At 41.0% G+C, this 21630-nt stretch carries 23 protein-coding genes and 2 tRNA genes; 18 read left to right on the top strand and 7 right to left on the bottom strand.

Features of this window, described 5'->3' with window-relative positions; translation table 11 throughout:
- Window positions 1–15: 15 nt before the first annotated feature.
- Window positions 16–471: an NfeD family protein gene (locus tag EHQ16_RS17095; RefSeq protein ID WP_135632394.1), complete on the bottom strand. Its 456-nt coding sequence runs from the start codon at window positions 469–471 to the stop codon at window positions 16–18.
- Window positions 472–564: 93 nt separating this feature from the next.
- Between EHQ16_RS17095 and EHQ16_RS17090 the strand changes: the two genes are divergently transcribed.
- From EHQ16_RS17090 to EHQ16_RS17060, 7 genes are all read left to right on the top strand, one after another.
- Window positions 565–993, top strand: coding sequence for a heme-binding domain-containing protein (locus EHQ16_RS17090; protein ID WP_135632393.1), 429 nt, complete (start codon window positions 565–567; stop codon window positions 991–993).
- On the top strand, window positions 990–2420 hold the full coding sequence (gene argH / locus EHQ16_RS17085) for an argininosuccinate lyase (protein WP_135632392.1): 1431 nt from the start codon (window positions 990–992) through the stop codon (window positions 2418–2420). The genes EHQ16_RS17090 and argH overlap by 4 nt, the downstream gene beginning before the upstream one ends.
- Before the next feature lie 2 nt (window positions 2421–2422).
- Complete coding sequence (locus EHQ16_RS17080; protein ID WP_135632391.1) at window positions 2423–3304, top strand: peptidylprolyl isomerase; 882 nt, start codon at window positions 2423–2425, stop codon at window positions 3302–3304.
- Entirely contained in the window at window positions 3301–3900 is a 600-nt protein-coding gene (locus EHQ16_RS17075; RefSeq protein ID WP_135632390.1) for a hypothetical protein, read from the top strand. Before EHQ16_RS17080 ends, EHQ16_RS17075 begins: the two co-directional genes overlap by 4 nt.
- Window positions 3901–3961: 61 nt before the next feature.
- Window positions 3962–4948, top strand: coding sequence for a hypothetical protein (locus EHQ16_RS17070; RefSeq protein WP_135632389.1), 987 nt, complete (start codon window positions 3962–3964; stop codon window positions 4946–4948).
- Window positions 4945–5970, top strand: a complete 1026-nt coding sequence (gene fliM, locus EHQ16_RS17065; RefSeq protein ID WP_002974265.1) for a flagellar motor switch protein FliM — start codon at window positions 4945–4947, stop codon at window positions 5968–5970. Before EHQ16_RS17070 ends, fliM begins: the two co-directional genes overlap by 4 nt.
- 176 nt (window positions 5971–6146) lie before the next feature.
- On the top strand, window positions 6147–7520 hold the full coding sequence (locus EHQ16_RS17060; protein ID WP_244242126.1) for an alkaline phosphatase family protein: 1374 nt from the start codon (window positions 6147–6149) through the stop codon (window positions 7518–7520).
- Between the two features lie 46 nt (window positions 7521–7566).
- Here EHQ16_RS17060 and EHQ16_RS17055 read toward each other — a convergent pair whose 3' ends face one another.
- Window positions 7567–8235 (bottom strand): type 1 glutamine amidotransferase domain-containing protein, encoded by a 669-nt coding sequence (locus tag EHQ16_RS17055; RefSeq protein WP_135632388.1) that lies wholly within the window; start codon window positions 8233–8235, stop codon window positions 7567–7569.
- A gap of 138 nt (window positions 8236–8373) precedes the next feature.
- Between EHQ16_RS17055 and EHQ16_RS17050 the strand changes: the two genes are divergently transcribed.
- Window positions 8374–9258, top strand: coding sequence for a LysR family transcriptional regulator (locus EHQ16_RS17050; protein WP_135632387.1), 885 nt, complete (start codon window positions 8374–8376; stop codon window positions 9256–9258).
- A 9-nt stretch (window positions 9259–9267) separates the two neighbouring features.
- Here the strand turns inward: EHQ16_RS17050 and EHQ16_RS17045 are convergent, their stop codons facing one another.
- From EHQ16_RS17045 to queF, 3 genes are read right to left on the bottom strand one after another with little or no spacing between them, the layout of a single operon-like run.
- Window positions 9268–9486 carry a ferredoxin gene (locus EHQ16_RS17045; protein ID WP_100719354.1) on the bottom strand — a complete coding sequence of 73 codons (219 nt, stop codon included), beginning with the start codon at window positions 9484–9486 and terminating at the stop codon, window positions 9268–9270.
- Window positions 9483–9740, bottom strand: a complete 258-nt coding sequence (locus EHQ16_RS17040) for a SemiSWEET transporter (protein ID WP_135632386.1) — start codon at window positions 9738–9740, stop codon at window positions 9483–9485. Before EHQ16_RS17040 ends, EHQ16_RS17045 begins: the two co-directional genes overlap by 4 nt.
- Window positions 9741–10142, bottom strand: a complete 402-nt coding sequence (gene queF / locus EHQ16_RS17035; RefSeq protein ID WP_135632385.1) for a preQ(1) synthase — start codon at window positions 10140–10142, stop codon at window positions 9741–9743.
- A gap of 42 nt (window positions 10143–10184) precedes the next feature.
- Between queF and guaA the strand changes: the two genes are divergently transcribed.
- Window positions 10185–11984, top strand: coding sequence for a glutamine-hydrolyzing GMP synthase (gene guaA, locus EHQ16_RS17030; protein ID WP_135632384.1), 1800 nt, complete (start codon window positions 10185–10187; stop codon window positions 11982–11984).
- Between the two features lie 37 nt (window positions 11985–12021).
- Here guaA and EHQ16_RS17025 read toward each other — a convergent pair whose 3' ends face one another.
- Complete coding sequence (locus EHQ16_RS17025; RefSeq protein WP_135632383.1) at window positions 12022–12432, bottom strand: LIMLP_04285 family protein; 411 nt, start codon at window positions 12430–12432, stop codon at window positions 12022–12024.
- 132 nt (window positions 12433–12564) lie between these two features.
- On the opposite strand from EHQ16_RS17025, the gene EHQ16_RS17020 reads away from it, so the two are divergent.
- Together EHQ16_RS17020 and EHQ16_RS17015 are read left to right on the top strand one after the other, a co-directional pair.
- Window positions 12565–12635, top strand: a tRNA-Cys gene (locus tag EHQ16_RS17020).
- Between the two features lie 14 nt (window positions 12636–12649).
- Window positions 12650–12733 (top strand) — tRNA-Leu (locus tag EHQ16_RS17015).
- Window positions 12734–13094: 361 nt separating this feature from the next.
- Here the strand turns inward: EHQ16_RS17015 and EHQ16_RS17010 are convergent.
- Entirely contained in the window at window positions 13095–14978 is a 1884-nt protein-coding gene (locus tag EHQ16_RS17010; protein ID WP_135632382.1) for an O-antigen ligase family protein, read from the bottom strand.
- Window positions 14979–15008: 30 nt separating this feature from the next.
- Here EHQ16_RS17010 and EHQ16_RS17005 point away from each other — a divergent pair, with 30 nt between their 5' ends.
- The 7 genes from EHQ16_RS17005 to leuC all read left to right on the top strand — a co-directional run bounded on the left by EHQ16_RS17005 (window position 15009) and on the right by leuC (window position 21630).
- Window positions 15009–15830, top strand: coding sequence for a glycosyltransferase family 2 protein (locus tag EHQ16_RS17005; protein WP_135632381.1), 822 nt, complete (start codon window positions 15009–15011; stop codon window positions 15828–15830).
- Window positions 15817–16590, top strand: a complete 774-nt coding sequence (locus EHQ16_RS17000; protein ID WP_135632380.1) for an LBBP_01157 family protein — start codon at window positions 15817–15819, stop codon at window positions 16588–16590. The genes EHQ16_RS17005 and EHQ16_RS17000 overlap by 14 nt, the downstream gene beginning before the upstream one ends.
- Window positions 16580–17167: a D-sedoheptulose 7-phosphate isomerase gene (locus tag EHQ16_RS16995; protein WP_135632379.1), complete on the top strand. Its 588-nt coding sequence runs from the start codon at window positions 16580–16582 to the stop codon at window positions 17165–17167. The genes EHQ16_RS17000 and EHQ16_RS16995 overlap by 11 nt, the downstream gene beginning before the upstream one ends.
- A complete protein-coding gene (locus EHQ16_RS16990; protein ID WP_135632378.1) occupies window positions 17154–17909 on the top strand; it encodes an ATP-binding cassette domain-containing protein in 756 nt (251 codons plus the stop codon). The genes EHQ16_RS16995 and EHQ16_RS16990 overlap by 14 nt, the downstream gene beginning before the upstream one ends.
- Window positions 17869–19326 (top strand): FHA domain-containing protein, encoded by a 1458-nt coding sequence (locus EHQ16_RS16985; protein WP_135632377.1) that lies wholly within the window; start codon window positions 17869–17871, stop codon window positions 19324–19326. The genes EHQ16_RS16990 and EHQ16_RS16985 overlap by 41 nt, the downstream gene beginning before the upstream one ends.
- 43 nt (window positions 19327–19369) lie before the next feature.
- Window positions 19370–20158 carry a hypothetical protein gene (locus tag EHQ16_RS16980; protein ID WP_409035616.1) on the top strand — a complete coding sequence of 263 codons (789 nt, stop codon included), beginning with the start codon at window positions 19370–19372 and terminating at the stop codon, window positions 20156–20158.
- A 77-nt stretch (window positions 20159–20235) separates the two neighbouring features.
- Window positions 20236–21630: a 3-isopropylmalate dehydratase large subunit gene (gene leuC / locus EHQ16_RS16975; RefSeq protein WP_135632376.1), complete on the top strand. Its 1395-nt coding sequence runs from the start codon at window positions 20236–20238 to the stop codon at window positions 21628–21630.

Below are 21630 nucleotides of genomic sequence, written 5' to 3'. Positions count from 1 at the left end.
AGTGAATTTTAAAATTTATGAATCCACTTGTTCTACTGTGAATGTAAGATTTTCTCTTGATAGGATTCGAACAAAATTTCCCTTGGGGATTTTAGAATCAGTGGAAACAGCATCCCAAAGAGTGCCTTGGAAACGAATTTTCCCGCCATGTCTCTTTACTAAAATATCTGTTTCCACGGGAACAATCTGGTTTAAAAAATCATCTTGGACAAAAGGATCCACAGAAGATTCTGATTTAAAAAATCGTTTCACTGCCGATCCACCCACAAGGATCGAAACTAAACTAGAAACCACCCAAACCACCACTTGCGTATAAAATTCCAGTGGAACCAACCGTGTCAAAATTCCCGTAAATATGGCCCCAATTCCTAAAAACATCACAAAGGTTCCAGGAAGAAGGAACTCAGAAAATAATAAGGTGATTCCTAGGAGAATCCAGACATAGGGTGAGTTTGCAAAAATAAAATCCAAAGGGAACCTCTAAAGAATAGGATCACCAAATTCTAATGTAAGGCAAGAAAAATAATACTTTGATTTCGGGAGAAGGCTTAGAACCTGTCTTGTGTGAAACGAATTTTCCTTATCATACTTGGAGTTTTTCTCATCCTCCAGTTTTTTCCTGTCTCTCGAACGAACCCTCCAATCACTTCCGAAATTCAAACCAGTAACGAAGTCAAAGAAATTTTAAAACGGAGTTGTTATGACTGCCATTCGAATGAAACAGTTTGGCCAGCTTATTCTTATATTTTCCCGGCCTCATTACTGATCTCTCATCATGTGGAAGAAGGGCGTGACGAATTGAATTTTTCCGAATTTGGAAAATTGGCAGAGCGAAAACAAAATAAAAAAATCTATGAAGTTTGGGAACAAGTTGAGGAAGGTGAGATGCCTCCGAAAGATTATTTATTACTTCATTCCAATGCAACATTATCTGAAAAAGATAAAGAGATTTTGAAACAATGGACAGAGAGTTTTAGTAAGGAATCCGAATGAAAGAAAAAAAATTATGGGGTGGTCGTTTTGATGCCCCACCATCCTCACTCATGATTCGTATTGGTGAATCCATCAGTTTTGATAAAGAACTTTATGCTCACGATATCGAAGGTTCTATTTCCCATTCTCGAATGTTGAAACGAATAGGAATTTTATCAGAATCCGAACAAAGAAAGATTGAAACTGGGCTCGGACAAATCAAAAAAGAAATCGATTCCGGAAAGTTTGAATTCAAAATCGAAAACGAAGACATCCATATGTCTGTAGAGTCTCGCCTAACGGAGCTTTTGGGGGATTTGGGAAAAAAACTACACACTGGCCGAAGCCGCAATGACCAAGTTTCGCAAGATGTTCGTTTGTACATCAAAACGGAAGTGGAATCCATTTTGGTTTTTCTTATGGATTTACTTGTCGCTTGGATTGGAAAGGCAGAAGCCCATACAAAAACCATCATCCCTGGATACACTCATCTCCAGATTGCCCAACCCATTCGCGCTTCTCATTATTTTTTATCCCATTTTTGGGCCAACGTACGCGACTTTGAAGATTTTCTCGATGCCTATCATCGGGCAGATGAATTGGTATTAGGTTCTGGTGCACTGGCAGGAGTCAACTATGCCACGGATCGAGAGTTTCTCAGAAAAGATTTGTCTCTTTCTCGGATTTCAGAAAATTCGATGGATGCGGTGAGCCAAAGAGACCATATCTTTAAATTTCTTTTTGCTTCGTCTCAGTTTATGATCCATGTTTCTCGGTTTTGCGAAGAAATCATTCTTTATACATCTCAGGAATTCAGTTATTTCAAACTCCCTGACCACTTAACCACGGGATCCTCCATCATGCCGCAAAAGAAAAATCCCGATGTGGCAGAGCTCATCCGAGGAAAAGCTGGGCGTGTTGTCGGAAGTTTGACACATTTACTTGTAATGGTAAAGGGAACTCCTTTATCGTATAACAGGGATTTCCAAGAAGACAAACTTCCGTTATTTGACACGGTCAAACAAATCAAACTGAGTATGGAAGGGGTAAGGGATATGGTAGAGGGAATCCAAGTGTTTCCCGAAAATGCAATCCGTAGCCTTCGTTCTGGATTTGCGACAGCCACCGACCTTGCCGATTGGCTTGTGAGTGCAAAAGGAATTCCGTTTCGTTCTGCTCATGAAATTGTAGGGGAACTAGTAAAACACTGCTCTTCCAAAGGGTATGATTTGTTTACCATCCCTAGCGGAGAAAGGGGGCAAATCCATGCAGTACTGACTGATCCTGGATATGAAGCGGCAATTTCCCTAGAAACCTCCTGTGACAAAAAAGATGTGATGGGAGGAACCTCGCTTCCTCGTCAAAAAGAACAAATCAAACGAGCCAAGGCAAAGGTAAACGAATTGACCAAAAAATTAAAATCGATAGAATCTAAAGGTAAAAAATAAATATGAAATCCAGTATCTTAAACAAAATTCCTCTTTTTACCTTTCTCTTTTTGGTTCTTTCCCAAACCATATTTTGCAGTGATCAAACCTTCAAAAAAATCACTTATGAACCAGTATCCTATTCTCCTTCCAAAGTCATTGTCAAACGCCAGGATGTGACTACAGTAAAATTGCCGGAGAAACCTGCCATTTACGCTGTGTTCTCTACCACCGCGGGTGATTTGGTTTTAGAACTTTATGATGCGGCAGCACCTAAAACAGTGCAGAACTTTATCGATTTGGCTCAAGGTGAAAAAGACTTCAAAACCGACAAAGGTTCCGAAAGACGGCCGTTCTACGATGGGCTCAAGTTCCACAGAGTGATAGAAAACTTTATGGCACAAGGTGGATGCCCTCGTGGTGACGGAACCGGTGGGCCTGGATACCAAACAGAAGATGAAATCAATGGGAAGGCGCTCGGTCTTGACAAAGTTAAAATCAAAGATGCTCCCCAATACCAATCCCAATTACAACGAGCTGTCCTCACAGAATTCAAAATCCAATCGAGAGCGGAGTTTGAAGAAAAACGAACTGAGGTAGAAAAGGCTTACCAAGAAGCCATGGAACTACCTGTTTTGGAGGTATTACACCGAGTGGGTTACCGTTACAATGAAGCGCTTCCTAGTAAAAAAGCCCTTCGTGGATCCTTGGCGATGGCCAATGCCGGACCCAATACCAACGGTTCTCAGTTTTTTATCAACCAAGTGGACACTCCCCATCTCGATGGCCTCCATACCGTATTTGGATTTTTGGTTACTGGGTATGACGTGCTCGACCGAATCATTGAAAAAGGAAACTTGCAGACGACAATCCGTAAGGTTGTCATCATAGACAAACGCCAATGAACTACTTAGAAGGAATCGAAGTCATTCAAAAATACACATCGGGTTCTTCCGTGGAACCGGTGTTAAAGTTCATTTTGACCGTACCTCATAATGAAGAAGGATTTGCGAATGCACTCGACGAGATCGGGGGAATCAACCGATACCCCGATACCTTTGTGGGTCTTCTTAGTTTTATCAGTTTTATCCTCGGCCAAAAATCAAAAATGAGCCAACTGTATGAAACAGCCCTCGAAAGATACGAATCCTTAAACCAAGTCACTTCCAAACGTCGCCCCACAGAGGAAGAATCGAAAATCAAACGTACATTAACTGACTTTATTTTAAAAATCGAAAAGGTTTTTGAAATCCAAGATCTTACGGATGAAAGTTTGGTGAAGGAACTAAACCGTTTTGTTTCTGAGGCCAACCTTTACGGGGTCACGGAAAACGAGATCAAAAACCTAAAGGTTTCCTCCAAAACGGTGGCCCTTGTGGAACCACATTTGGACAAACAAAGGGAAAACTACTACCAATACAAAAAATTAGGTGGGGTGATGACAAGACTCATCCGCATCGCCGACTATATTTTGGAAGAAGCCAAAATGGGTGCCGGATAATCATTTTTATGTCCTAAAAATTCTTTCGAAAATTCCAAGACCTGCCGAAATCTTAAACTGTATGCGGTCTCTCCGAAATTTGATGATTTTAGGAATTCTTTTGGTAGATTCCCTCTATGCATTTCCAGACAGAGATGCCAGGGGAGAACGGATTGATAATTTTGTCTCCCTCCAGTCAAAAATCAGTCTTTCCTTAACCAAACGAAGTTACCAAGCAGGAGAAAGAGTTCCGCTTACCTTTACCGTAACCAATACAGGAAAGGAAGTGGTTCGAGTTTTTCCTTCCTTTGATTACCGTTACTCATTTCAAATCATTGTGAAAGACGAAAACGACCGCATCCTCACTCCCATTGAAGATCCTGAATTTCCAGATCCAATTCTAAAAAGAAGAACCACCATCGTGAATTTGGTTGGGGATGAAAATAAAGAAATCAGCCTCCATCGCAATGAATCTTTTTCCAAAACCATCTACCTAGATGAACACTATAGTTTTTTACCAGACCAAAAGTTCTATGTGACCGGGTATTTTTATCCCAATTATACAGAAGACAAATCTGCCTTCCTTCGCTCGCAGAATACCGTAGGATTTCTTTTTCAAAACTCCAAAGGAGAAAGAAAGGAAACTGTCTCCCGCCAAATCACGGAAAATGGAGGACTTTCTCCAGAAGAGACCATCTTTTTATTTCTCGGCGCCGAGATGAAAAAACATTGGGAATACCATTTTAAGTGGATCGATTTTTCCGAATATATTTTAGCTTATGATCGTTACAGTAGTGCCTATACCGAAGCCGGTCTCGGGGAACGCGAAACAATCATTGAAGATTTCAAAGAGTATTTGACGGAGACACCCTCTGGTGTTTTAAAATACTTTAAGGTCATGAACGTGGACTATCCGTCCAAACGAGATGCCCGAGTTCAAGTTTACGTAGAAAGAACGATGGGTCGGTTCAAAACAAGGTACGAATATATATACACCTTGCGACAAGAAGAAGGAAGCCGAGTTGGATTTTGGCAGATTAAAAACTTACTCGTAAAGGTAAAAAAATGACGGAAATCCTTTCCCAAGACGAAATTGATGCCCTGTTAAACGCCATCTCCTCAGGGGAAGTCTCCGAGGATGAATACTCATCGGTTGGGGAACAAAAGAAAGTCAAAATCTACGACTTCAAACGTCCGGATAAATTTTCAAAAGACCAAATTCGTACACTCCAGATGATGCACGAGACCTTTGCCCGTTTGGCAACCACTGGCCTATCGGCACAGCTTCGAGCCCTTGTTGTGGTGCACGTGGCTTCTGTGGATCAGTTGACTTACGAAGAATTCATTCGTTCCATCCCAAACCCAACGACTCTTGCTGTGATCAATATGGATCCACTCCGCGGATCTGCCATTTTAGAAATCGATCCATCCATTTCCTTTACCATCATCGATCGTCTGTTTGGTGGTAAGGGAGAATCTTCCAAGGTCAACCGAGAACTTTCGGATATCGAGTTATCGGTAATGGAAGGGATCATTGTTAGGATTCTTGGAAACTTACGAGAGTCATGGTCCACGGTAATCGATTTACGTCCACGGCTTGGAAACATCGAAACAAACCCACAATTCGCACAGGTAGTTCCTCCCAATGACATGGTGGTATTAATTACCCTAGAAACGAAAGTGGGAGAAGTGGAAGGGATGACAAACCTTTGTATTCCCTACATCACTATTGAACCAATCATCAATAAACTTTCAGCACAGTATTGGTATTCCTCGATTCGTAAAGGGGAAGTGGATGAAAACCGAGCCGTCATCCAAGAGCGACTTGACCAGGTCAAAATCCCTCTGATTTCCGAAGTGGGAAGTGTGGACATCTCTCTCAATGATCTCATGAACTTACATGTAGGGGATGTGATCAAACTAGAAAACACTCCGATCAAAACCGACCTTATGGTAAAAGTGGGAGATCGCAGTAAATTCAAGGCCACACCGGGTCGTGTAGGGAACCGCCTTGCCATCCAAATTGGGGATAGCATTGAGGACATTCCAGACGAACTTCTCGGATCTACAAGATCGGAACAAGAATACTAAATTTTATTCGCTAAACAGAGTTTATGCGAAGATTTAAAAGATCAGAGAAAAGATTGAAAAGATTTTCCACTTTCTTGAAGCTTTTGCGTCCAATTTCATTCTCTTTAGAAATTGTCTCTCAGGTATTTTTTTCCTTGGGAATGCATGTTCGTTTGGTTTCAGCCTTCGGGATTTTGATGGTCCTTTTCGGTTCTCTATCCTTAGAGGCAAAACTCCCCAAAAAAACTTTGGAGAAACATGCGGGGAAACCAGCTAAGATTCGCCAAACGATTGTTTTATCGATTGATGGGTTTCCTGCTTACTATTGGTCGGATCTAAAGTATCGTTCTTATTTCCCCCATTTAGCAGAACTCTTTCAAAAATACGGAGTTTCCGAAATCACAACCGTCAATCCTTCGGTAACGTATCCAGCACATACCTCTATGGTGACGGGAAAAGATCCCGCAGAACATGGCATTTATAACAATACTTTGTCTGATCCATTTGAAAAAAATGATGGGGGATGGATGTGGTATACCGAAGATATCTCAAGTCAAACACTCTGGGATTTGGCAAAAGAAAATCACAAAACCACCGCTAACGTATTTTGGCCAGTCACTGTGGGTGCTGGCATTGATTGGAACCTTCCCCAATACTGGAGAAAAAAAATCCCAGAGGATGACAAACTCCTTCGAGTGCTTTCCACCAAGGATCTTCACAAAGATGCTGAACTTGCCGTAGGATCTCCGTTAAACGACGTCTCAAAAGATGAAGTGAAATTAAAAACAGCCACTTGGCTCTTTCAAAATAAAAAACCGGATCTGATGTTGGTTTACACTACGGATCTGGATACCAACCACCATGGGTTTGGCCCAGGAGCGGAAAAAGCCCTTACGCGACTTTTGGAACTGGATAAAGCCATTTTTGAATTTTTACAGTCCGTTGGTGCATTTTCGCCCAAAGGTCCGGGACTTGTGATTGTTTCAGACCACGGGTTTCATTCTGCTGATGTTGTTTGTGCCCCCAATGTAATTTTAAAACAAAAAGGTTATATCAATGACGATGCAGGAACATTTCAGTTAACCTTTAAAAGTTCCGGAGGAACAGCCATCCTTTTGCCAGGTGCGAACGCTCAATTTGCTGATGGGGAAATCCAATCCCTTGTTTCTGAAATTTTGACTGCCTGCCCAGGAGTCGAATGGATACCAGGATCCACCAATAAAATGTTAGGTGAAATTGAAAATCCATCGATAGATTCGGAAGAAAATCGTGATCTACAAAAGAAAATTCATCCTAGTGTCTTGGGACTTTTTCGGACGAGAGCACCTATGTTTTTTAGCGGAACGAGAAAAGGAGAAGTGTTTACCAAGTCCCAAACAAAGATCCACGGACATGGGTATTGGAATGCAAACCCTGAGATGAAAACCATTGGATTTGTATATGATCCAACGGGAAAAAAACACCAGTTCCAATCGGTAAAAGATGTATTTAGAATCGTAAAAGATATGTTAGGTTTTAAAGAAAAGAAAACCAATGGGCCTCGTGTGCCGCCCTTGCACACAAAGCCTTGATCCAAAATCGATTCGATTTGAATCGGTTTAGATGAAAGGGTTCTTCTTATTTTTTTAATAAACTAAGAATGGCCTCGCCCACAGCTTTTGCTGATTGCGGGTTTTGTCCTGTAACAACTCTTTCATCCACTTCCACATGACTATTCCAAGGTGCTGATTTGGAATACTTACCACCGGCAGCAATCAGTTGGTCTTCCAAAAGAAAAGGGACTACTCCTTCTAGTTTCACAATCTCTTCTTCTTCGTTGGAAAATCCATTCACTCGTTTGCCTGCAATCAGTTTCGATCCATCAGACAGGGTGACATTGACAAGGGCCGAGGGACCGTGGCAAACTGCCCCAACAATTCCTCCCGATTCATAGATTGATCTTGTTAGGTTTTGGAGTTCCGCATTATCAGGAAAGTCCCACATGGTTCCGTGCCCGCCGGCAAAATAGATGGCTGAGTAGTCACTTGCCTTAATTTCTTTTGGGGACTTTGTATGGATGCGTTTTGTTTGGTAAACTGGATGGTTCCAAAATTCTTTATTGGCTACATCCTCCAAATCAAATCCATCTACAGGAGGTTCACCCCCTTTCGGACTGACCAAATCCATTTCCACTCCGGCATCGTGTAAGACCTTCCATGGGTGAGCAACTTCTCCCAAATGGTAACCAGTGGAACCGGCATTCCCTTTTTCACCGTGGCTCGTTAATACAAATAATACTTTTTTCATTGGATCCTCGCTTTGTTTGCAGTTTCTAATTTAACTGCGATAGGAGAATTTTTTCCTATCTGATTTTTTAGACAAGGGAAACTAGATATTAGAATAATGATGGTGTTTATTGTTTATTATTAAAATATTAATATCAAGATGAATCCGATCGAATTGTATCAAAGTTTTTACTGTATCTATCGCGAGAGGAATTTAACCAAAGCAGGAAAAATCCTTGGGCTTTCCCAGCCGGCCTTGAGTTTACATTTACAATCTCTGGAAAGGCATAGAAAAGAAGTTTTATTTCGCCGCACATCTAGAGATTTAATTCCCACTGACGCCGCCAAACGGTTGTATGTTCAGATCGCAGGCCCGATCGAAGAATTGGAACGAATGGAAGGGCAATTGAAACCTAAAGAAAATATCCGCAGGCTTAGGATTGGTTCAGCCAAGGAGATTTTTTTAGAAAAATTTTTGCCAAAACTTTCTGCTTCGGGGGAAAGTTTTCATGTACAGTATGGCCATCCGCCTGAACTCTTGGATGCTTTAACAAAAAAGGAGATTGATCTAGTCATCACCAATCAAAAGTTAAATGTTCCAGGGATAATGTTAGAAGAATTGTACAATGAAAAATTTGTATTTGTGGCATCAAAATCCATCAGTTCGGATGCCAATTTTCCATTCCGTGGACAAACCAAACCCAAACTAGATTTTTTAAAAACATGGATGGAAAACCAACATTGGTTTGTGTATAGCGAAGACTTCGCGATTGTTCGCAGGTTCTGGAAGGTGAATTTTGATTCTAGGCCAAAATTAAAAAAATATTCGGTTTTACCAAACCTTCACGATATCAGAACGGCATTGGAGTTTGGGAGCGGTGTTTCTGTTTTGCCAAAGTATTTACTCGGGACAAAATCTCCATTATACTCAAACGAAAAGGATTGTTTGGGTTTTGAAAACCAGCTGTATCTAGTGAGTCGAGAAGAGGATGTCGATTTTTTAGAAGAAAAATTCCGAACCTTTCATCATTGGATGAATGGTTAAACGTTTCGATTAATGTTTTTTCCAGTGGATACATTCCCCTGGGCATTCATCCATTTCCTTTTGCACTTTTTTTTCGTCTTCGTCTGGGATCATCGCATCATTGATTGACTCACCCCCGATATGCGTTTGGGAAACATCATCCTCATCCATCATAAAGTATTTCGGCATATTATCAGCACATTGGTTGCAAGAGGTACAATTGTCTTTGTCTACATAAGCTTTTCTCATGTCTCACCTTCTGTTTTTAGTTTATAATATAAAATGATCGATACAAAAAATATAGTGACCCCATTCGCAAGAATGATAGGAAAATCAGATTTTAAAACTCCATACACAAACCATAAAAGGACACCCAAAAAAAACATGATGTACATATTGCGGCTGATGTCTCTGGTTTGTTTGGTCATAACAACTCGTAACACCTGCGGAAGAAAAGATACGGTTGTTAAAAAGGCTGCAATGTAGCCAATTAGATTTTCCATTTACGCTTTATACTCTCGCCTAACGATTGTCTTTACTCCGCCCCGAACATTGTAATCACCCACCACTTTTACATATAGAGGATCCACTGCTTGGACAAAGTCTTCTAGGATTTTGTTTACTACATTTTCATGGAAAATTCCCACATTTCGGTAGGACATCATGTATTCTTTTAGCGATTTGAGTTCTACACAGCGCATCCGAGGAATGTATTCGATAAAAATAGAACCAAAGTCGGGAAGGCCTGTTTTTGGGCAAACAGCGGTAAATTCCGGGATGGTAAATTCGATATTGTATTCTTTTCCGGCATAAACATTGGCAAACCACTCGATTTCCGGGGTTTTCCAGGACGGGATATGGTCTTGTTTGTCCTCATAAGAAGATTCTGATTTTTTTTCCGACATTTGTTTACCCCGACAATTGCAAAATTATTTTGGAATCATCCCATGAAAAGTGATAAAAAAATTGCAGTCGTCGATTTCGGCGGTCAATACGCTCACCTCATCGCATCCCGAATTCGTAGGCTCGGAGCCTATACAGAAATTCTCTCCAACGAAGAACCTTTGTCCGTTTACTCGTCCTATGCTGGAATCATTCTTTCAGGTGGCCCGAGTAGTGTGTATGAGAAGGGCGCTCCACTTTTACCTGACGGATTTTTTAAAACTTCCGTTCCCATTCTTGGAATCTGTTACGGACACCAATTGTTAATGAAGGCCCTTGGTGGTGAGGTGGTTTCTTCCAATTCGAAAGAATACGGCCCCGCCCTTTTAGAAATTGAAAATCCAAATTCGTTACTTTCCAAATCCCTTTCTCCAAAAACAAAAGTTTGGATGAGCCACGGGGATGAAGTGGTTCGTATGCCTGATGGATTTCAGATTGTGGCATCATCAGATAATTGTCGTTATGCGTTTGTTTCTAATGAGTCTAAAAAACAATTTGGAATCCAATTCCATCCAGAAGTGACACACTCTGAGGAAGGAGAAGTTTTACTTCGTAACTTTGTGAATCTTTGTAATGCGGGAGCAAGTTGGAGTATCTCGCAGTTTCTAGAAGAACAAATCTCTGAGTTACAAAAAAAAGTCCCGCCTGGTAAAAATGTATTTTTACTCGTGTCAGGTGGTGTGGATTCTTCTGTTGCTTATCTACTTCTTGCCAAAGCACTTGGGAAAGACCGAGTGAAGGGACTCCTTGTGGATACAGGGTTTATGCGGAAAAATGAAGTGAAGGATCTTATGGACAATCTGCACCAAGTTGGTTTTGATCTCACCATTTGGGATGAAAGTGAAATTTTTTACAAACATTTAGAATCAGAATTTGAACCCGAAAAGAAACGTCGCATTGTGGGAGATCTCTTTTTAGAAGCACAAAGTAAAGCCACAGATTCCCTGGGTTTGGATTCGGAACATTGGCTTCTTGGCCAAGGAACCATTTACCCAGACACCATTGAATCAGGGGGAACCAAACATTCTCATAAAATCAAAACCCATCACAACCGTGTCCCTCAAATTGAAAAACTCATCCAAGAGGGAAAGATCATCGAACCCATTGCGGATTTGTACAAAGATGAAGTGAGGGAACTCGGAAGGCTTCTTGGCCTTCCGGAACGTTGGATTGAAAGGCATCCATTCCCAGGGCCTGGCCTTGTGGTGCGAATGATCGCAAGCCCAGAGACCAAACCTCCAGTCCTCGATTTTTCTGATTTGGGTCTTTCTAAGAAAAAGGCAGAAGTCAAAATTTTACCAATTCTTTCTGTCGGAGTGCAAGGGGACCAAAGAAGTTATGCCCACTGCGCTGTGTTGAATGATTTTACCACGAACTGGAAAGAATTGGATGAATGTGCCGTTGAGATCACCAATTTCAAAAAAGAAATCAATCGAGTGGTTTTTGCCCCGGGGATAGGTCATTTTTCGGGAGCCTTTCATTATACCAAACTGACCCTAGACAAAGAACATTCAGATATTTTAAGAGAAGCGGATGCGATTGTGAACCGAATTCTCTATGAAGAGTCCATTCATACTTCTATCTGGCAGATGCCCGTGGTTCTTGTTCCTGTGGGTTTACGCGCAAATTCTTATGGGGTAGTGTTACGCCCAGTAGAATCAACCGAAGCGATGACTGCTAATTTTTACGAAATGGATAGAAAGATTTTGGAACGTATCACCAAAGAGTTGTTAGTTTTACCGCAAATTTCTTTGGTGTTGTATGATCTCACTCACAAACCGCCGGGAACGATTGAATGGGAGTGAGGTCAGATATTTGTAGATTTCTTCTTGAAACAGTGGTTTAAGGAAGAAGGATCCAAAGTAGGGCCATCCCGCCGATCGCAAGTTCAGGAAACCTTCTTTTTAAAAAACTTTGGTTTTCTGGGTTTTCTTTTGGTTCTTCCGAATTTGTGGATTCTGTATTTGGTGTATCCTTAGTTGCTTTGGAAGTAAATAGGGATCCAAAAAGTCCAGGTTTTTCTGCTTGAGGTTCTTCCCAAACAACAGGAAGGGAAACCACAGCCACAGCAGATTTCTTAAACGCTTGTTTGGTGCCATCTTTTGATTCTACCAAAACATAATTGGCTGTTGGGGTGGAAGTTTTTACGTTTTCCATTACCTCTTTGGTTGCTTTCACTGTTACCGTGTCCGCATAAGAATTTTGAGAGACAATCGATAGAATGGCGACAGCGAGAAAGGTCTTTAGGTTCATATTTACAGCCCATCCGTTCTAAAAACATAAGCAATTTGATTTTTTAGAGAAATGTTACAATCCGATGAAAAGTGAATTCAGTTTCCATTTGACACCAGGCCTTCACATTTTAGCCTATCCAAAGTCACGATTGGCGTCGTGGCCAAGTGGTAAGGCATGGCTCTGCAAAAGCTTGACCGCCGGTTCGAATCCGGCCGACGCCTATCACTGAAAATTCGCCTGGATGGTGGAACTGGTAGACACACAGGACTTAAAATCCTGTGGGAGTAATCCCGTGCGGGTTCGATTCCCGCTCCAGGTATGAATCGAACGACTACGAGCGAAAAAAATGGTAGCGACCCATAGGGAGCGTGAAGCCATTTTTCTGAGGACAGGATGTCCGAAGTCGCGAGTAGGACGGGCTGAGATCGAAAGGCCAGGATGGCCGAAGATCGAAGCGATTCCCGCGGACATTCCTAATCAAACCAAAACTTAATTCTAGCATCTCTTCATCCTAGTGACCCATAGGGAGCGTGAAGCCATTTTTCTGAGGACAGGATGTCCGAAGTCGCGAGTAGGACGGGCTGAGATCGAAAGGCCAGGATGGCCGAAGATCGAAGCGATTCCCGCGGACGTTCCTAATCAAACCAAATTAAAATCAACATCTCTTACTCTTCCCCCTATCATTCACAGTTTCCCGAAATCTCAATTCTAGGCAAAACCGGTCTTTCTCCCTTCCAAGTATACTTCAGTCCAAAATCGATAAACTCTGGTTCCTTTCCTAAATATTCTTTCGGATCGACTTGGAACCTTTGGATTTGTTTTGAATTTTTAAAACTCACTTTTTTTACAATTCGTTCCGCTTGGACTCTGTATTCTTTGTCTTGGTCAAAACTTTCTCGTTTGCGAATTTCTAATTCTATGGATTCGGGGAGTTCTCCACTTGTTAAGTCTTCCCAATGGATTTGGAATCCAACTGGCACCTCTCTGACTTTGTGCGTTTCGTTAAAGTTAGAATCATGATCCAAACATCCAGCGAGTTTAAAATACAATTCTTTGGTACCCTCTGGTACATTCACTGGCGCACTGGCATTGATGGAGACTTGCGCTAAGGCAGCGGGAAAGTTTAGATCTGTGCGAGTTCTGTGAAAAAAAAGATCCTTCGCTGGAGTTTTGGTCAAATAAAGAGCTCCCAAACTCGAGAGGAAAATCCAAAAAAGAATGGATGCGAATACTTTCTTTTCATCGTTTTTTTTCGAGGGAAGAGACTGCGTAAAATTTTTTAATTTTCCAGAAGGTAACAAACATAAAATCCCTAGGAAGGGAAGGAGGACTTCATCATCAACCAGATAACATTGAAAACTTCCAGCAAAGACAATGGCAAAAAAACCTAAATAAAATCCTGTTTGTTTACCTGCTCTTAAAATGAGTTTTGTTTCTAAGTATAAAAAACTAAGAAACGAAACCACTGCGGTGAAACCACCCAAAATCCAAAACTCTAAAAAATCAAAATGCGCATGGGATTTGGGAGTGATCGAAAGATCATAATACAACTCAGGAAATTCTTTAACCAAAGTTTTTGCCTGTGTTATAAATTCTGTTTGGTAATTACCGGATCCGATTCCTAAGAAATAAAAATCCTTTAGGATCGCAAAATTCATTTTATGAATCCATACCCTTTGATTCTCTAACGATCGTTTAGCGAATAAATCGTCGATGGCTCTTTGGAAAAGCCAATTGTTTTGGTAGAGAAAAAAAACTATCCCCACAAATACCAAAATCCCCAAACTAAGTGCAGGTAGATATTTTTTGATTTTGATCTTTTTTTGAAAGGAAATCAAAAAGATCCCAAACAGAAGTCCAAACCAAATGGAACGACTCTGGTTGAGGAAAAGTAAGATAAAACCAACAAAACTGGATGCCAGAAAAAAGATTTTATAGAAATAAGGAATTGGTTTTGTTTTTGCAATTTGAAAACAACGAAAGGTTCTTTGGAAAATAGAAGGGAGATAAATCGCGAGTAATCCACCATACGTAAGATGGGTACTTTGGAAACCAATCGGCAAGTAGAGAGGTAGTTTTTGCCAGAGGACAACCAGTAGGTGCGGAAGTCGTTTCCCCTCGATATATTGGAATCCATCCATCACATAGGGTGCAAGCCGATACGGGAATAGTAAAGAAACAAGGCCAGATAGAATTAGAAAAACGGCTCCGACCAACACCGCTTGTTTTAACTTTGTTTTTTCTCGGTATGAGAGCCTTGTATGGTGTAATAATAAAAAGGCCATCCAGACATCTCCAAACTCAGAACCTAGAATGGTTTTTTTCCAGTTAGTTTCGTTCCCGTTGGATGCGGGTGTGAAAAGAAAACTAAGGTAGAGTAAAATCCAAAAAAGGGTCTGGGTTTCGAACTGGGGAAGTTCTCTTTTTTGGATACAATCCAAGAACAAAAAGAATAGGGAGGCACCGGCAAAAATCTGGCAAAGGCTAATGGAAAACGGAGAAAGAGCGAAAAAAAGGTATAGAAAAACAACAGAAATCTTATGAAATGTTTCTTTCCCAATCATATTTGGTTCTAAGAATAGGTTTTAACTCCTATGGAAGGCAAGAGAAAAAGAAAATTGTCGGTGGCCATCATCACCTTCAATGAAGAAAAAAATATCGGGGATTGTATTCGATCCATCGAGTCCGTTGCCGACGAAATCGTTGTTTTAGATTCGTTAAGTACGGATCGTACAAAAGAAATTGCGACTTCCTTTTCCAAAGTCAAATTTTATGAGTCCCCATTTCCTGGCCATGTGGAACAAAAGAACAAGGCCATTGGTTTTTGTTCCAATGATTGGATTTTATCTCTAGATGCCGATGAACGAGCTGACAAAACATTGGTGCAGTCTATCGAACTGTTTCTAGAATCAGAATTGGTAAACGCGGATGGATTTAAAATAGCAAGGTTAACCTATCATTTGGGTCGGTGGATTCGTTATAGTGGTTGGTATCCTTTGCGCCGGTTTCGTTTGTTCCAAAAAAAGGCAGCTACTTGGGTCGGCGAAAACCCCCACGATTACATTGAATTAAAAACCGGTTCTCACGGGAAAACAATGAAAGGAGATATCCTACATTATAGTTTTACTGATTTTAGTCATCAAATCACTACCATCAATCAATTCTCAAGTATCGTTGCTTATACTCGTTATGCGAAAGGCGAAAGATTTTCTTTGATTAAAACGATTCTGAAACCACTGGGTAAATTTTTTGAAATTTATATTTTTAAGTTTGGGTTCTTGGATGGGATTCCTGGACTTTGGATTGCAATTGCTTCCTCTTTTTCTACCTTTCTGAAATACGCCAAACTATATGAGTTGGATCGAAAACAAATTGAGCGGCCGTCTAATATTAGAAAAGAATATGGCAAAAACTAAAAAACCATCCAAACCAGGAATTTTTGCCCGGTTCTTAAATTTTTTCCGTTCGAATGGGAAAACTGAAGACCAAGACCAAACAAAAAGAAAAAAAGAACCAAAATCATTCGCTATGGAATGGGCTGTAGCCCTAGACAATTGGAAAAAGAAACTACGCACAAAACAAGTGAGTTCAGGCGTAGTTTTCGAATCACCTAAGTTTCGCTTAACAAAAACAAACGAAAAATTGTTTCGAGCAGAAGGATTAGATTATTCTTTGATTTTAGTCACTGGAAATCATTTGTATAAAAATAAAGAAGATAAATGGGCCGGCGTTTTGTTTGTGGATGAAGGGGAACTAAATAAAAGTTTAACAAAAGATCTTTCGGGTGTGGATGGATTATTATCAGCTCTTTCCATTCCCAAAACAGATTTATTTTTAGATAACGATGCTCCTCGTGAAGATTGGAGAGTGGTTCTTTCCTTCGAACGATTTTGGCAGGAACAACTAGTGTTACAAATGAAACCCAATTCCATGGCACTTGCAATGCTTGCTATCGGGGAAGAGTGCCGAATTTTTTTTGAGTCCGTGGCAACGGATAGACAGAAGAAACTCGTAAGAGATGAATTATTTTATCTGAATCTCGGCAATGCAGACCAAAATAACCCTTATTCCAAAGCCAAAAACTTATTTGGATTCGGGTCTGCTCTTGTCGAATTTGGCAATGCTGTCAATACCATTAAAGAAAGAAGAGAAAAGGAAATAAAACATGGATCATAAATCACTCATCCAATCACAAATCGAAGATTCAATTGCCGTAAAACAACAGTTACTCCCTGTTCTTCTGCCTTCCATTGAAAGTGCTGGGAAACTTCTGGTAGAATCACTCAAACAAAATGGATTATTATACTTTTGTGGGAATGGAGGTTCTAGTTGTGATGCATCACATATCGCAGCCGAACTTGTAGTTCGTTACAAATCTGGCAATGAAAGAAAAGCCATCCCAGCCCTTGCCCTCAACAGTGACCAAGCAGTTCTTACCGCTTGTTCCAATGATTATGGATATGAATATGTTTTCCAAAGACAAGTTCAGGCATTTGGAAAACCTTCTGATGTTTTTGTTGGACTCACCACTTCTGGAAATTCGCAAAACATCATTTTGGCGGTTGAGGAAGCTCGGAAAATTGGAATGAAGGTTGTTTTGTTTTTGGGTGGAGACGGTGGAAAACTAAAAGGAAAGGCTGATGTGGAAATCATTGTCCCATCAAAAGTAACGGCTCGAATCCAAGAATGCCATATTCTGATTGGTCATATTCTTTGTAGCATCATTGAAAAGGAACTCTTTGGCCTCGACTGAGTTTCCCGTTGTCCAAATCAAAAATGCAACCATCGAAACAAAGGGTGGGCAAAGGATTTGGAAAGGAATTTCTTTAGAAATTCCCAAAGGAATCATTTATGGGATCATTGGAGAATCAGGATCCGGAAAATCCACACTTGGATTTTCCCTATTTGGAATGATCCCCCAAGGTTGCCGACTCCGATACGATTTATTTACTGTGCTCGGCGAAGATGTTCTTTCGAATTCTTTTCGTTCGCAAGTTTTTATGGTTCCACAGAATCCAAATTCTGCCTTCCACCCTTTCCGCACCATAGAAGCACAAATCAAAGATTTTTTCAAACTATCGGGACTAAACAAGGTTCCTTATGAATCTATACTTTCCACTTGGGATCAGTTGTCCATTCCCAGAACTCATTGGAAGCAGTATGCAAGAACCCTTTCCGGCGGCGAAAAGCAGAGGATTCTACTTTCCCTCGCTTTTTTACGAACTCCTGCAATTTTGATTTTGGATGAACCCACCACAGGCCTCGATGCCTTTTCTGAAAAAATTGTCTTGGAAACCATCCAAAACCTTGCAAAAATGGGGGTATCAGTTGTTTTTATTACACACGAACTTCGGATCATCGAAAGTCTGGCCTCCCAAGTTACGATAATGAAAGAAGGGGAAGTCATAGAAACCATTTCGGTTCTAAACCAAAACCTGGAGCCAAAAACAGAATATGGAAAACAACTTAAGGAAGCTTCTCTTCTCTTTTCGTAATGGGATTTTCCTCTTTCTATTATTACCCACCATTCTTTTAGCAGATCCTGGATTCAAACTCAGGTCGATAGACGTTCGTTCTTATCCAGAAGTTAAGGTTCGATTCCATTCCAATACAAATGTTACACCCCAAGGATTTGTTCTTTCCGAAGAACTTAGTTCTGTGGCAAGACTTACCGAATCCTTTCGTTTGGATCCTTTGGAATCAAAAAATCCTGTCCACTTATACATATCCATTCCCAGTTATTCTAATGCAGAAGACAGACGTTGGATCATCCAATTGGCAAACCAACTGGTCAAAATTTCGGAACAAACGGGTGGGACGTCTAAATTACAAATCCAGTCGGATTCCAATAAACATTCTTTTGAAAGGATTCGTTCTAATGTTTTAGACATATCTTTTCCTTTTCCCAAAGAACCGGCTCCAGTGTATCCCATCCGGAACTGGGAAAACTTTTTAGAAGGGATTCCTAAAAATACATCCACCGAAGACCATGTTCTGATATTTGTTAGTTTCTCTCCTGAATGGCAGGATCGATTTGAGATTCCGGAACTTGCAAAACGAATCCGAGATAAAAACCTCCAACTCATTGTTCTTGCCCCAAGTTCTTTAGAAGCAACGAAGTTAGCAAGTTATGCGAATGGAAGCCATTACCCAATCACAAAGTCAGACAGTTATCCGGAACTTTTTTCCTATTTGCGTCATTTGGGAAATCCAGATTATGAATTAGTATATTTTTCTCTTTGGAATTTGTCGCAGTGGAAAACGAATTCAGTGGCGGGAAGTTTGGTTTCAGTAGACCAGGGGATACGATTTGAATTTCGGTATGAACTATCTTTTTTCAAATCCTTGTATTTGAAACTTTCGGATCCCTTATTCTTTTTCCCGGTCAGTTTGTTTTTCATTTTTCTTTGTTTGGCGGCTTTGTATTATTTACGTGGTTATGAAGAACGAGACCAAGGCATCCTAACAGCTCCACCTCTCGAACCAGAGTATTCAGAAAGAAAAGAAGAACTCCAAGTTTACGATCGGATGTATGGAGAAACAATGGAGAAGGCAGCTCGTGACCGTGAAATTGCTCTTACCATTGCAGAGAAAACACCTCCCGCTGGGACTTCTTACTCTTACGCAGTTCTTTTACGAAGAGATGGAAATCAAAATTCAGAACAGTATTCATTACAGTTTGAAGAAATGACCATTGGTAACTCTGAATCCAATCATTTAGTTCTCCATGACCCCTCTGTGGCCGGCCTCCACGCAAAGATAAAAAACAAAAAGGGAAAGTATATATTGTTTGATTGTGTATCGGAAACAGGTGTATACTTAAATGGCAAAAAATTACTTCGCCCCAAGGTTCTGCATAACTTGGACGAAATCCAAATAGGAAAAACTGTCTTATCGTTTCGAGGAAGGTAGAGTTATGTTTCGGATGTACCCATTCAAATTGTTTTTATTACTCATGAGTTTTTTTCTTTTTTCTGTTTTTTTCGGGTGTTCTGGAGAGACTTCTAAAAACGATGCTGCAACCTCACTCGTTTTAGCTAAAGAAACGGGAGCGGATGGATGTACTGTGGCTGGCCTTGGAACACAAATCAAAGCTGGTTATACTGGAATCACAACTACTTCACAGTCAGTCTCCTTTGCTCTTGCCGGCGATACCTATTATGCAGTCATGCAAATCACCGGAGCTCAAATTGGAACAAGAGTCGTACTCTCTCGTTATGCGAAGCTTTCTGTTTATGTTTCGACAAGTTGTCCTTTGGATCTTTCTGCAGCAGTCCTAGCAAAAGAAGGAACAGAATATTCCAAAGCAGATTCACCGGCAACGGTGATCACTTTTACAAAGGCTGGGAGTTATTTGTTCTATCTCTACCAAAAAGAAAGTGCTTCGGTAAATCCGCTGACGGTTTTGACTGACGGTACTCCCGTACAAACAATTTCTGATTCAGACCTTTCTGACCTTCTCAACGGGGGTTCTACTAAGACCTTTAAATTTGCTTGTGCTGTGGGTGGTGGTGTCTGCCAAAACTATTATGGGTATCTCACAAGTTGTCTTTCCGGAACCAAACAGACGTCTAAATGTACGGAAACAAGTGTGGTGGGATCTTGTAAGGTCACCCAGTCCAGTGTTGGTTATATCATCAGCGTTTATACAGCTCCTTTGACGGGAGGGGCGGGGACTGCTGCCACACATTGTTCCGGGATATCGGGAACCTATGTAGATGGGGCTACAGTCCAGACCCCTTAGAACTCATCTATTTTTCCAAATTCCCTGGACAGACTACCCCATGTCCGAGTTATGACTGGAAGTGAGGGAGTCTAGTTATGAAAACCATGTTTGAAAAGATTTGGAATGACCATTTGGTCCACGAGGAAGATGGAACCTGCCTTATCTATATCGATAGACACCTAGTCCATGAGGTGACAAGCCCACAGGCTTTTGAGAGTTTAAAATTAACCAACAGAAAAGTGCGCCGTCCAGATGCTACTTATGCAACAATGGACCACAACGTATCCACAAGGACTCGTGACTGGAAATCAGTAGATCCTATCTCTGTTTTGCAAATGCAAACTCTGATGGACAACTGTAAAGAAAACGGAATTACATTATTTGATATCAACCACCCAGACAATGGGATCGTACACGTTGTTGCTCCTGAACTGGGACTCACACATCCTGGTATGACAATTGTTTGTGGGGACTCTCACACTGCCACACATGGTGCATTTGGAGCACTTGCTTTTGGAATTGGAACATCGGAAGTAGAACATGTTCTTGCGACACAAACTCTCGTCCAAAAGAAACCTAAAACTTTAGAAATCCGTGTGGATGGCAAACTATCTCCACTGGTTTCTGCAAAAGACATTGTTCTTGCGATCATCGGAAAAATTGGAACCGATGGAGCGACTGGGTACGTGATTGAGTTTACTGGAGAGGCCATTCGTTCTCTCAGTATGGAAGGCCGTATGACAATCTGCAATATGGCGATCGAAGCTGGTGCTCGTGCAGGACTCATTTCCCCTGATGATACAACTATCAATTATATCAAAGGAAGAGACTTTGCTCCTAAAGGTGAGGCTTTTGATATAGCAGCTGCTAAATGGAAGGCATATGCAACGGATACAGGCGCAAAATTTGATAAAACAGTTGTTTTGAATGCAAATGAAATCGCACCTATGGTTTCTTGGGGAACTTCTCCTGGCCAAGTGATTCCTGTGACAGCAACGGTTCCTGCTCCTACAGACTTTACTGACCCTGTGCAAAAAAAATCAGCAGAGTCTGCTCTTGCTTATATGGATTTAAAACCAGGCCAGAAACTAATCGATGTCAAAGTGAATAAGGTTTTTATTGGATCATGCACCAACTCTAGGATCGAAGACTTACGTGTGGTTGCGGACACTGTCAAAGGTAAAAAAGTTAGCAAAGAAGTAGAGGCCATCATTGTGCCTGGTTCTGGTCGCGTGAAACGACAAGCAGAATCGGAAGGCCTTGATAAAATCTTTTTAGAAGCCGGTTTTCAATGGCGTAACCCTGGTTGTTCTATGTGCCTTGCCATGAATGATGACGTTCTTTCACCAGGTGATCGTTGTGCTTCTACTTCCAACAGAAACTTTGAAGGAAGACAAGGAAAAGGCGGACGAACACATTTGGTTGGCCCTGCGATGGCAGCGGCTGTAGCAGTCGAAGGACATTTCGTAGACATTCGGGAGTGGAAATAA

It is taken from the genome of Leptospira kanakyensis (assembly GCF_004769235.1).
GTDB lineage: Bacteria > Spirochaetota > Leptospiria > Leptospirales > Leptospiraceae > Leptospira_A > Leptospira_A kanakyensis.
The sequence above is the reverse complement of the archived record's forward strand: the minus strand, read 5'-3'. Positions and strand labels throughout refer to the sequence as shown.